General features: G+C 74.6%; 11 protein-coding genes. 9 read left to right on the top strand and 2 right to left on the bottom strand.

Annotated elements, in window-relative coordinates; translation table 11 throughout:
- Nucleotides 1–56 precede the first annotated feature (56 nt).
- The gene (locus tag AC3RJ8_RS16820; protein WP_489713696.1) at nt 57–1,319 is read left to right on the top strand and encodes an arginine deiminase; all 1,263 of its coding nucleotides are present in this window, start codon (nt 57–59) and stop codon (nt 1,317–1,319) included.
- A gap of 21 nt (nt 1,320–1,340) precedes the next feature.
- Here the strand turns inward: AC3RJ8_RS16820 and AC3RJ8_RS16815 are convergent, their stop codons facing one another.
- On the bottom strand, nt 1,341–1,742 hold the full coding sequence (locus tag AC3RJ8_RS16815; RefSeq protein ID WP_489713695.1) for a VOC family protein: 402 nt from the start codon (nt 1,740–1,742) through the stop codon (nt 1,341–1,343).
- 76 nt (nt 1,743–1,818) lie between these two features.
- Between AC3RJ8_RS16815 and AC3RJ8_RS16810 the strand changes: the two genes are divergently transcribed.
- The 8 genes from AC3RJ8_RS16810 to AC3RJ8_RS16775 all read left to right on the top strand — a co-directional run bounded on the left by AC3RJ8_RS16810 (nt 1,819) and on the right by AC3RJ8_RS16775 (nt 9,620).
- Complete coding sequence (locus tag AC3RJ8_RS16810; protein ID WP_489713694.1) at nt 1,819–2,400, top strand: TetR/AcrR family transcriptional regulator; 582 nt, start codon at nt 1,819–1,821, stop codon at nt 2,398–2,400.
- Nucleotides 2,401–2,463: 63 nt separating this feature from the next.
- On the top strand, nt 2,464–3,666 hold the full coding sequence (locus AC3RJ8_RS16805; protein ID WP_489713693.1) for an inositol-3-phosphate synthase: 1,203 nt from the start codon (nt 2,464–2,466) through the stop codon (nt 3,664–3,666).
- Nucleotides 3,663–4,550, top strand: coding sequence for an SCO3242 family prenyltransferase (locus AC3RJ8_RS16800; RefSeq protein ID WP_489713692.1), 888 nt, complete (start codon nt 3,663–3,665; stop codon nt 4,548–4,550). The genes AC3RJ8_RS16805 and AC3RJ8_RS16800 overlap by 4 nt, the downstream gene beginning before the upstream one ends.
- Complete coding sequence (locus tag AC3RJ8_RS16795; RefSeq protein ID WP_489713691.1) at nt 4,547–5,425, top strand: sugar phosphate isomerase/epimerase family protein; 879 nt, start codon at nt 4,547–4,549, stop codon at nt 5,423–5,425. Before AC3RJ8_RS16800 ends, AC3RJ8_RS16795 begins: the two co-directional genes overlap by 4 nt.
- Nucleotides 5,422–6,030, top strand: coding sequence for an EboA domain-containing protein (locus AC3RJ8_RS16790; protein ID WP_489713690.1), 609 nt, complete (start codon nt 5,422–5,424; stop codon nt 6,028–6,030). The genes AC3RJ8_RS16795 and AC3RJ8_RS16790 overlap by 4 nt, the downstream gene beginning before the upstream one ends.
- Before the next feature lie 87 nt (nt 6,031–6,117).
- Nucleotides 6,118–7,032, top strand: a complete 915-nt coding sequence (locus AC3RJ8_RS16785; RefSeq protein ID WP_489713689.1) for a TatD family hydrolase — start codon at nt 6,118–6,120, stop codon at nt 7,030–7,032.
- Between the two features lie 3 nt (nt 7,033–7,035).
- A complete protein-coding gene (gene eboE / locus AC3RJ8_RS16780; protein ID WP_489713688.1) occupies nt 7,036–8,223 on the top strand; it encodes a metabolite traffic protein EboE in 1,188 nt (395 codons plus the stop codon).
- 5 nt (nt 8,224–8,228) lie between these two features.
- Nucleotides 8,229–9,620: an alkaline phosphatase family protein gene (locus AC3RJ8_RS16775; protein WP_489715664.1), complete on the top strand. Its 1,392-nt coding sequence runs from the start codon at nt 8,229–8,231 to the stop codon at nt 9,618–9,620.
- Here AC3RJ8_RS16775 and AC3RJ8_RS16770 read toward each other — a convergent pair.
- The gene (locus AC3RJ8_RS16770; protein ID WP_489713687.1) at nt 9,586–10,791 is read right to left on the bottom strand and encodes an ROK family transcriptional regulator; all 1,206 of its coding nucleotides are present in this window, start codon (nt 10,789–10,791) and stop codon (nt 9,586–9,588) included. The genes AC3RJ8_RS16775 and AC3RJ8_RS16770 overlap by 35 nt on opposite strands.
- Between the last annotated feature and the right edge of the window lie 260 nt (nt 10,792–11,051).

The following is an 11,051-nucleotide window of genomic DNA, read 5'->3' as shown; positions in this document are numbered from 1 at the left end:
TCCGGCTGCTGCGAGGATCGCCGCGGACGGAGGCGCGACATGGCTGAGGCGGTGGCATGACGGAGCGGCCGACGGCGGGGACGGGCGCGGCGCACGGCGTCCACTCGGAGGTGGGGCGGCTGCGCAAGGTGCTGGTGTGCGCGCCGGGGCTGGCGCACGAGCGCCTGACGCCGAGCACCTCCGACGATCTGTTGTTCGACGACGTGATGTGGGTGGAGGCCGCGCAGCGGGACCACCTCGACTTCGTCGATAAGCTGACCGATCGCGGCGTCGAGGTGGTCGAGCTGCACGACCTCCTCGCCGAGACCATGGCGATCATGGGCGCCCGGGACTGGCTGCTGGACCGCAAGGTGGTGCCCAACCGGGTGGGGCTGGGGATGGTGGACGGTACCCGCGCGTACCTCGACTCGCTGACGCCGCACGAGCTGGCGCGGTTCCTGGTGGGCGGCCTCTCCACGGCGGACCTGCCCGGCGACTACCGCACGGGCTACGCCTCGCTCGCCCAGCAGGCGCCCGACGCCCGGGAGTACCTGCTGCCGCCGCTGCCGAACACCCTCTACACCCGGGACACGACGTGCTGGGTCTACGGCGGCCTGACGCTCAACCCGCTGTACTGGCCGGCCCGCAAGGACGAGACGCTGCTGATGAAGGCGGTCTACTCCTTCCACCCGGAGTACCGGGACGCGACCGTGTGGTGGGGCGACCCGGAGCTGGACTGGGGCCAGGCCACGCTCGAGGGTGGTGACGTGATGCCGGTGGGCGGCGGGGTCGTCCTGGTCGGCATGAGCGAGCGGACCTCGCGCCAGGCGATCACGCAGCTCGCCAAGGCGCTGTTCGACGGCGGAGCAGCGGAACGCGTGGTCGTCGCGGGGATGCCGCGGCTGCGGGCGGCGATGCACCTGGACACCGTGTTCACCTTCGCCGACCGGGACCTGGTCACCGTGCACCCGACGATCGTGGACGACATCCGCCCCTACGAGCTGTTCCCGAGCGACCGCGCCCCGGGCGTGGAGGTCGTGGAGCGGGCCGGGACGCCGTTCGTCGAGGTCGTCGCGCACGCCATGGGGCTGGACCGGCTGCGGGTGGTCGAGACGGCCGGGGACGTGTATGCCTCGGAGCGGCAGCAGTGGGACTCGGGGAACAACGCGGTCGCTCTCGAGCCGGGGGTGGTGTTCACCTACGACCGCAACACGCTGACCAACGCGGCGCTGCGGAACGCCGGCGTGGAGGTCGTCACGATCGTCGGCGGTGAGCTGGGCCGAGGTCGCGGCGGTGGGCACTGCATGACCTGCCCGATCGCACGCGACCCGCTCGACTGATCCGTCCTGGGAGGCCGCCGCTCACGCGAAGGCTGCCGCGAACTCGGCCGTCGGCTCGATCGGCTGGATGACGTCCACCAGGACGCCGTCGGGCGCCTCGACGATGAAGTGCCGCTGCCCGAAGTCCTCGTCGCGCAGCGGCAGCACGGGCTCCAGGCCGTGCTCGTCGACGAGGCGGCGGTGCTCGGCGTCGGCGTCGTCGACCTCCAGGTTGAGCAGGAGGCCCTGGACGGGGCGGCCGAAGCCGGCCGGGACCGTGGGATGGGAGGGGTCGAGCACCGCCAGCTCGAACGGGCCGCGGCGCAGGCTGACGTACCAGTCGGCCTCGAAGGTGGTCTCGAAGCCGAGGACGTCGCGGTAGAAGTCGGCCGCCGCGCCCACGTCGGCGGACATGAGGACGGGGTAGAAGCTGGTCACGGTCATGGTTCCTCCTGCGCGCGCGATACATACACTGTGTATGTCAACCACTATACATACGCCGTGTATGTCAGGAGGAGCCATGGCCCGCGCCACCGCGGAGGCGGCCGCCGAGACGGCCCGTCGTCTCGTCGAGATCGCCGCCGACCTCTTCGCCGAGCGCGGGTACGCCGCCGTCGCGCTCGACGACGTCGCCACCGCCGCCGGCGTCACCCGCGGCGCGGTCTACCACCACTACGGCAGCAAGAAGGGGCTGTTGCGGGCTGTGGCCGCGCATCTGCAGGACGAGGTCGCGGCCGCGCTGGTCGCGGCGGCCGACCGTGCTGACGGGCCGCACGACCGGCTGCGCGCCGGGAGCCACGCGTTCCTCCACGCCGTCACCTCGCCACGGACGGTGCGGATCCTGCTCGTCGACGCTCCCGCCGTCATCGGCTGGCAGGAGTGGCGGGCCCTGGACGCTGCCACCTCGGCCGTCCATCTACGCGAGGCTCTGGCAGACGCCGGGGTGGCGCGCGAGCTGCTCGACGCGCTGACCGCCCAGCTCTCGGGCGCGATGAACGAGGCCGCCCTGTGGCTCGTCGAGCACGACGGCGAGCCGGGCGTGCGCGAGGCCGCCCACCGTGCGCTGGACGTGCTGCTCGACGCGGTGTCGCCGACGTCGTAGGGTCGGGCAGAAGGTCGCCGACATTTGCTTGACAGCAAACAAAAGTCGCGTAGTGTGCGCGATATGGTCAATGATGACGCTGTCCGAGGACCACGGCGTACCGGCATCTGGTTCATCGGCGCCCGCGGTTCGGTCGCCACCACCGCGACGGTCGGAGCCCTCGCGCTCGCCCGGGGCGGAGCTCCCGAGACGGGGCTGGTCACCGAGCTGGAAGAGGTCGCCCGCGCCGGCCTGCCGCCCCTCGACGGGCTGGTGATCGGCGGGCACGACCTCGCCGGGAGCATGGTCGACCGGGCCCAGGAGCTGGCGCGGGCCGGTGTGGTGCCCGCGGAGACCGTGGCCTCCGTGCTCGACGACCTCGCCGTCGTCGACGGCCGGGTCCGCCCGGGCGCCACCACCACCGACGGTCTCGCCGACCGCGCCACCACCGACCGCCTCGAGCAGGACCTGCACGCCTTCCGGGTGGAGAACGATCTCGACGACGTCGTCGTCATCGACGTCTCCAGCACCGAGCCGCCGTCACCGGAGGCGGCCCGCCTCGGCACGCTCGACGAGCTCGACCGGGCGCTGGACGCCGGGACCGCGCCGCTGCCGCCGTCGTCGATCTACGCCTACGCCGCCTTCCGGGCCGGGTGCCCGTTCGTCGAGTTCACGCCGTCCACCGGCCCGCACGTGCCGGCCCTCGCCGAGCTCGCCAAGACCCAGCACCTGCCCTGGGCGGGCCGCGACGGCAAGACCGGCGAGACCCTGCTGAAGACGGCGCTCGCGCCGATGTTCGCGACGCGCGCCCTCGCGGTGCGGTCGTGGTCGGCGTTCAACATCCTGGGCGGCGGCGACGGCCGCACCCTGGCGGACCCCGCGGCCGCCGCGAGCAAGACCGCCACCAAGGCCATGGCGCTCGAGGCCATCCTCGGCTACCCCGTCGACGGGCCGGTGCGCATCGACCACGTCGCCGACATGGGCGACTGGAAGACCGCCTGGGACCACGTGTCCTTCGAGGGGTTCCTCGGCACGCGCATGCGCATGCAGGTCACCTGGGAGGGCTGCGACTCGGCGCTGGCCGCACCGCTCGTCCTCGACCTCGCCCGGCTCGTGGCCCGGGCGCACGAGGCCGGCCGCACCGGACCCGTCGCCGAGCTCGGGTTCTTCTTCAAGGAGCCGCTCGGCGGGACCACGCACGCCCTGGGCGACCAGTGGCAGGCCCTGACCCGGTGGTGCGCCGAGCTGGGCGACGCCCCGACCGGCACGAGCGGCAGCGCCGCATGAGATGGCGTGACCTCGCCGAGCTGGTCCGGCTCCCCGCCGCGCTCACCGTCCCCGGCGACACCCTCGTCGGAGCGGCGGCGGCCGGCTGGCCCAGCGGGCGCCGCACCGCCGCGCTGCCGTTCGCCTCGGCCGCCCTGTACTGGGCGGGCATGGCCCTGAACGACTGGTCCGACCGGGGGCTCGACGCCGTCGAGCGCCCGGAACGACCGATCCCGTCGGGCCGCGTACGGCCTGACGAGGCCCTCGCGGTCGCCGCGGGACTCACCGGTGCGGGCCTCGCGTGCGCGGCGGTGGCCGGCCGCCGCCCGCTGGCCGTCGCGACGGCGCTCGCCGCCGCCGTGTGGACCTACGACGTCGCGGCCAAGTCGACGCCGGCCGGTCCGGTCGTCATGGCCTCGACCCGGTTCCTCGACGTCATGATGGGAGCCGGCGGCCACCGGACCGCCCTCGGTCCCGCGACGGCCCTCGGCGCCCACACGCTCGCGGTCACCGCCGTCTCGCGCGGCGAGGTGCACGGCTCGACGGAAGGCACCGCGCGCGCCGCGGCGGCGACCACCGGTGCCGTCGCGCTCGCCGCCGCGGCCGACGCCGTCGTCGGCTCCTCCCGACGTGCCGCCCGGAGCGGGTCCCGGGCGTGGCCGCACCAGCTCGCCGGGTCCGTCCTCGCGGCGTCGTACACGGCGGCGGTGCTGCCGGCCCAGCTCGACGTCGTCCGGTCGCCCGACGCCGGGAACGCGCGCCGGGCGACCGGCGTCGGCATCCGGGGCATGGTGCCTCTGCAGGCGGCCCTGCTCGCCGGACGGGGCGCCGTCGTCGGCGCGCTCGGCGTCCTGGCGGTCGCACCGCTGGCCAGGCTGGGCGCCCGGGTGGTGAGCCCGACGTGATCACGCTCGCCTACGGCACCAACGGTCTCGCCGACCACCGTCTCGAGGACGCCCTCGCGCTCCTCGCCGAGCAGGGGTACGGCGGGGTCGCGCTGACGCTCGACCACATGCACCTCGACCCGCTGGCGCCCGGCCTGGCGGGGCGGGTCGCGCACGCGCGGGGGCTGCTGGAACGGTACGGGCTGCGGGTGGTCGTGGAGACCGGTGCCCGCTACGTCCTCGACCCGCGTCGCAAGCACGAGCCGACGCTGCTCTCCGGCGACGGTCACGAGCGCCGCCTCGACCTGCTGCGCACCGCCGTCGACGTGGCCGCGGACCTGGGATCGCCCGCCGTGCACCTGTGGTCCGGGGTGCTGCCCGCGGGCACCACGTCCGAGATCGGCCGTGCGCGGCTGCGCGCGGGCCTGGAACAGCTGCTCCCGGCCGCCGAGGCCAACGGCGTCGTGCTGGCGTTCGAGCCGGAGCCGGGGATGCTCGTCGAACGCGTCGACGACGTCCTCACCCTGCGGACCGACCTCGGCGACCCGGACGCCCTGCGGCTCACCGTGGACGTCGGGCACCTCACGTGCGTGGAGGACGAGCCGGGGCCGGACGTGATCCGCCGCGCGGGCGGCCTGATCGCGCACGTCCAGGTGGACGACATGGTCCGCGGCGTGCACGAGCACCTCGAGCTCGGCACGGGGGACGTGGACCTCCCCGCCGTCCTGGCGGCGCTGCACGAGACGGGGTTCGACGGTCTGGCCGCCGTGGAGCTGCCCCGCGACTCGCACGCCGCTGCCCGCCTCGTGCCGTCGAGCGCCGCGGCGATCCGTGCCGCCGCTCGTGCCGCCGACATCCCCCTCGCGCCGTCGACCAGGAGGTTGGTCCCGCAATGATCGCCGATATCGACGCCCAGCTCCTGCTCGGCACCGAGCAGGAGGAGCGGCTCGGCCCGCTCGTCGCCGCGGTGCGGGCCGACCCCGCGACCCTCGCCCGCCACGTCGCCCGGGCCGCGCGCGTCGTCGGGCGCGGCCCCGGCCCGTACGGCCGCCGTGTCGAGGACGTCGCCCGGTCGCGGCTCCTGCTCGCCGCCTGCGAGACGGTCGGCCCGGAGGGTGCCGCCGACGTCGTCGCCGCGCAGTACACGACGGGCGACGCCGACGAGCGACGGGCCGTGCTCCTCGCGCTGGCCGCCCTGGACGCCACCGCCGCGATCGGTGCCGCCGCCGTGCCCGTCGTCCTCGACGCCCTGCGGACCAACGACACCCGCCTGGTCGCCGCCGCCATGGGCCCGTACGCCGCCGCGCACCTCCCCGCCGACGACTGGCGCCACGGCGTGCTCAAGTGCCTGTTCACCGGGGTCCCGCTCGCGGCCGTCGCCGACCTGCACACCCGCCGGGACCGCGAGCTCGACCGCATGGTCCGCGCCTTCGCCGAGGAACGACGGGCCGCCGGGCGCGACGTCCCCGACGACGCCGTGCGCCTGCTCGCCGCCCCCTGACGGATCGCCGCCAGCCACCTCGACCGACCCGACAACCCCGCCCCCCGACCACCGCGCATCGTCGCGGACCGACCCGAGGAGAGTGCCGTGCGCATCTTCGACCCGCACATCCACATGACCTCCCGGACTACCGACGACTACGAGGCGATGCACGCCGCGGGGGTACGCGCCGTCGTCGAGCCGGCCTTCTGGCTGGGGCAGCCCCGCACGTCGGTCGGCTCGTTCGTCGACTACTTCGACGGGCTCATCGGCTGGGAGAGGTTCCGTGCCGCGCAGTTCGGCATCGCCCACCACGCGACCATCGCCCTGAACCCGAAGGAGGCGAACGACCCGCGCTGCCTCGCCGTGCTCGACGTGCTCCCGCGCTACCTCGAGAAGGACGGCGTCGTCGCCGTCGGCGAGGTCGGCTTCGACTCCATGACGGACGCCGAGGAGCAGGTGATGGTGCGCCAGCTCGAGCTCGCCGGGGAGCACGACCTGCCGGTGATGGTGCACACCCCGCACCGGGACAAGGTGGCCGGCACCCGCCGCACGCTGGAGATCGTGCGCCAGGTGGGTCTGCCGGCCGAGCGGGTGCTCGTCGACCACCTCAACGAGAAGACCATCGACCTGGTGGACGACGCCGGGTGCTGGGCGGGCTTCTCCGTCTACCCGGACACGAAGATGGACGAGGAGCGCATGGTCGCGATCCTCGACCGTCGCGGCCTCGACCGCGTGCTCGTCAACTCCGCGGCCGACTGGGGCCGGTCCGACCCGCTGAAGACCTACCGCACCGGGCAGGCGATGCTGGCCGGAGGCTACGGCGACGACGACGTCGACCGCGTGCTCTGGCGCAACCCCGTCGCGTTCTACGGCCAGAGCGGGCGGCTGCTGCTCGACGACGGCTCCCTCGATGCCACCGTCGGCGCCTCCGCTGCGGACTTCGCGGGCAACACGCTGCAGCGCGGCGAGCCGCTCGCGCCCGCCCCGGCCGGAGCGCGGACCCCGGGCGCGGAGGGCTGAGCCGTGCGCCTGAGACACCCCGACGGATCGCTCCTGCACGTCTCCTACGGGACCAACGTCCACCCGGCGCAGGACGTGGACGGGCTGGTCGAGCAGGTGCGCCGGTTCGCCGGACCCGTCCGGCGACGGCTCGGCGCGGACCGCCTCGGGCTCGGGCTGTGGCTCCCGGCCGAGGCCACGCGTCACCTCGCCGCGGACCCCTCCGCCGTCGACCTGCTGCGCAAGGCGCTCGACCACGAGGGCCTGGAGGTCGTCACCGTCAACGCCTTCCCGTACGGCAACTTCCACGCCCCCGTCGTCAAGAAGGCCGTCTACCGGCCGGACTGGACGCAGGAGGAGCGGCTCGGCTACACCCTCGACTGCGCCCGGGTGCTCACCCGGCTCCTGCCCGACGACGTCGCCCGCGGCAGCATCAGCACCCTCCCGCTGGGGTGGCGCGACCCGTGGGACGACGACCGTGCGGCAGCCGCCCGCGAGCGCGTCGACCGCCTCGCGGAGGGCCTCGCGGACCTGGAGGACCGGACCGGCCGGACGGTGCGGGTCGCGTTCGAGCCGGAGCCGGGCTGCGTCGCCGAGACGGCCGCCGGGGTCGCGGAGCACCTGCGCGGCATCGACACCGACCGTCTCGGTGCCTGCCTGGACCTGTGCCACCTCGCGACCGAGTTCGAGGAACCGTCCGAGGCGCTCGCGGCGCTCGACGAGGCAGGCCTGCCGGTGGTCAAGACGCAGGTCTCGGCGGCGCTGCACTGCGAGGACCCGCGTGACCCGGTCGCGCTGGCGGCGCTGGAGGAGTTCGCCGAGGCGCGCTTCCTGCACCAGGTGCGCGAGCGTCGCGCCGGCGCGGCCGCGGGGGTCGAGCGCCGGGACGACCTGCCGGACGCGCTGGGCCGGGTGGACGGCACCGCCGCGCTGCCCGGCGACGGCCAGTGGCGCGTCCACGTGCACGTGCCGCTGCACGCCACGCCGCGACCGCCGCTGCGCAGCACCCGGGACGTGCTGACCGGCGCGCTGGACCTGCTCGTCGGCGGCGCGCACCCGGTCGTGGACCACCTGGAGACCGAGACGTACACCTGGTCGGTGCTGCCCGACCACCTGCGCCCGCACGACGACGACGGCCTTGTGGCCGGGATCGCGGCGGAGCTGGACTGGACCCGGTCGCAGCTCGTCGACCGGGGGATGGAGGTTCTGTGAGCCGGATGCTGGTGCTCGACGTCGTCGGGCTGACCCCTCGTCTGCTGGAGCACATGCCGCGCCTGCGCGCGCTGGCGGCGGGCGGCCGCCAGGCGGAGCTGGGCACGGTGCTGCCCGCGGTGACCTGCACGGTGCAGTCGACGTTCCTGACGGGCCTGCTGCCCCGTGACCACGGCATCGTGGCCAACGGCTGGTACTTCCGCGACCTCGGCGAGCCGCTGCTGTGGCGGCAGCACCACCGGCTCGTGGAGGGGGAGAAGGTCTGGGAGACCATCCGGCGCGAGCAGCCGGGCTACCGGGTCGCGAACGTGTGCTGGTGGTACGCGATGGGCTCGACGACGGACACGACGATCACCCCGCGTCCCGTCTACCGTGCCGACGGCCGCAAGGAGCCGGACTGCTGGACGTGGCCGCCGTCGCTGCACGACGAGTTGGAGGCGGAGCTCGGGCCGTTCCCGCTGTTCACCTACTGGGGTCCGACGGCCGGGATCGCGTCCTCGCGGTGGATCGTCGCGGCGGCCCGGAAGCTGTTGCCGGACCACGACATGACGCTCGTGTACGTGCCGCACATGGACTACGACCTGCAGCGGTTCGGCCCGGACGGTCCGGAGGCGGTGGCGGCGGCCCGCGCGGTGGACGAGGTGCTCGCCCCGCTGCTGGACGACGCCGAGCGGACGGGGACGAGCGTCGTCGCGCTGAGCGAGTACGGGATCACGGCCGCGCGCCGGCCGGTGGACGTCAACCGTGCCCTGCGCCGGGCGGGGATGCTGCACGTGCACACGAACGACACCGGGGAGCTCCTCGACCCGTGGACGTCGCGGGCGTTCGCCGTGGCCGACCACCAGGTGGCGCACGTGTACGTCCGCTCCGACGACGACGTGGCGGAGGTGGCCGAGCTGCTGGGCGGTCTGCCGGGCGTCGCGGAGGTGCTGGACGCCGACGGTCGCGCCGCCCACGGCCTGGACCACGAGCGCTCGGGGGACCTGGTGCTGGTGGCGGAGCCGGACGCCTGGTTCACGTACTACTACTGGCTCGACGACGACCGGGCGCCGGACTTCGCGCGGTCCGTGGAGATCCACAAGAAGCCGGGGTTCGACCCGGCCGAGCTGTTCTGGGACCCGCAGGACCGGTGGGTGAAGGCTCGTGCCCTGCTGCACGTGCTGCGCAAGAAGACGGGGCTGCGCTCGACGATGCGGGTGGTGCCGCTCGACCCGTCGCCGGTAGGTGGCACGCACGGCCGCCTGCCGGCCGACCCGGCGGACGGCCCGGTGCTGATCTGCTCGGCGCCCGACGCGGTGCCTGACGCGGCGCTGGGGGCCGGGCCGGGACGTGTCGAGGCGACCGAGGTGCGCGACCTGCTGCTCAGGCTGTCGCGGCAGCCGAGCCCGGTGCGGTGACGCCGTCGTCGCCGACGAGGAGGGTGGGCTCGGCGAAGGCGTGCTCGATGGCGGCGTGAGCGCCGCCGAGGACACCGGCCCGCGGCCCGGCGATGCTCGTCACCACGCGCAGGTGCTGGGTCGCCAGGGGCAGCGAGCGGGAGTAGACGACCTCGCGGATCCCGGCGATGAGATGCTCGCCGGCCCGTGACATGGAACCGCCGACGACGACGGCGGACGGGTTGAGGAGGCTGACGCAGCCGGCGAGCACGGCGCCGATGGACCGCCCCGCCTCCCGGACGGCCGCGGCGGCCCGCAGGTCTCCGTGCCGGACCAGGTCGACGACGTCGTTGGTGCCGCCGGCAGGGACGCCCTGCTCGGTGAGGCGGGCGGCGACGGCCGCCCCGCCGGCGATGGCCTCGAGGCAGCCGGTGTTCCCGCAGGTGCAGACCACGGCGTCGGCGCCCGGCACGGCGATGTGCCCGAGGTCGCCCGCGCTGCCCTGGGCGCCCCGGTGGATGCGGCCGTCGGCCACGATCCCGGACCCGACGCCGGTCGCGACCTTGACGTAGAGGAGGTGGTCGAGCTCCGGCAGTGCGGTGGCGTGCTCGCCGAGTGCCATGAGGTTCACGTCGTTGTCGACGAGGACGGCGACGGCGCCGAGTCGTTGTCGGAGCGCTCCCACCACGTCGGTGCCGTCCCAGCCCGGCATGATCGGTGGCTTGGTGGGGCGGCCGGTGCGGTGGTCGACCGGCCCGGGAAGCCCGACGCCGACGCCGACGACGTCGCGGAGCGGGCGACCGAGGTCGTCGACGAGCCTGGTGAGCAGGGCGGCGACGTGGTCGAGCACGACGTCCGGGCCGTCGGAGATGCGGAGGAGCTCGAGCTCGCCGCCGAGCTCGCGGCCGGCGAGGTCGGTGACGGCGACCCGGACGTGCGTGGCACCGAGGTCGACACCGGCCACCAGGCGGGAGCCGGGTGCGAGCGCGAACATCGCGGCGGGCCGGCCGCCGGTGGACTCGGCGCCGCCGACGGGGGCGACCAGGCCGATCCGGAGGAGCTCGTCGATGCGTGCCGCGATCGTGGACCGCGAGAGGCCCGCGGTGCGCGCGAGCTCCGCGCGCGTGCGGTACCGCCCGTCGCGCAGCAGTTGGAGGACGGCACCGAGCTCGGGTGCCGGGACGGTCGCCATCTGACGAGTCAACCACATTTCCCGCGACCTCCGCGGGAAGTTGTGTTTTGGGATGCCAACTTTTGCTTGACGGATGGCAGAAGTGGGTTAGGGTCGTCCCATGGTCAGGGAGGACCGTGCAGCACTGTCGCTGCCGAACAGACATCGCGAGCCCGAGGGGACGGGTCTCGTGACTCACCGTGGGCGGACGGGCACCGCTCGCGACGCGGCGAGCCCCACGGAGCGCATGACGCACCCCGGTGACGGGTGCCAGGGCTCGG

Source organism: Isoptericola sp. MSGPD8_1_ISO-PGPR-S23-394 (assembly GCF_058072785.1).
This window is presented reverse-complemented; position numbering and strand designations above follow the sequence as displayed.

Coding starts and splice junctions, on each gene's coding strand:
- AC3RJ8_RS16770 (WP_489713687.1), bottom strand. CDS start 10,791: ATGGCGACCGTCCCGGCACCCGAGCTCGGTGCCGTCCTCCAACTGCTG.
- AC3RJ8_RS16775 (WP_489715664.1), top strand. CDS start 8,229: ATGCTGGTGCTCGACGTCGTCGGGCTGACCCCTCGTCTGCTGGAGCAC.
- AC3RJ8_RS16815 (WP_489713695.1), bottom strand. CDS start 1,742: ATGACCGTGACCAGCTTCTACCCCGTCCTCATGTCCGCCGACGTGGGC.
- AC3RJ8_RS16800 (WP_489713692.1), top strand. CDS start 3,663: ATGAGATGGCGTGACCTCGCCGAGCTGGTCCGGCTCCCCGCCGCGCTC.
- AC3RJ8_RS16810 (WP_489713694.1), top strand. CDS start 1,819: ATGGCCCGCGCCACCGCGGAGGCGGCCGCCGAGACGGCCCGTCGTCTC.
- AC3RJ8_RS16805 (WP_489713693.1), top strand. CDS start 2,464: ATGGTCAATGATGACGCTGTCCGAGGACCACGGCGTACCGGCATCTGG.
- AC3RJ8_RS16820 (WP_489713696.1), top strand. CDS start 57: ATGACGGAGCGGCCGACGGCGGGGACGGGCGCGGCGCACGGCGTCCAC.
- AC3RJ8_RS16790 (WP_489713690.1), top strand. CDS start 5,422: ATGATCGCCGATATCGACGCCCAGCTCCTGCTCGGCACCGAGCAGGAG.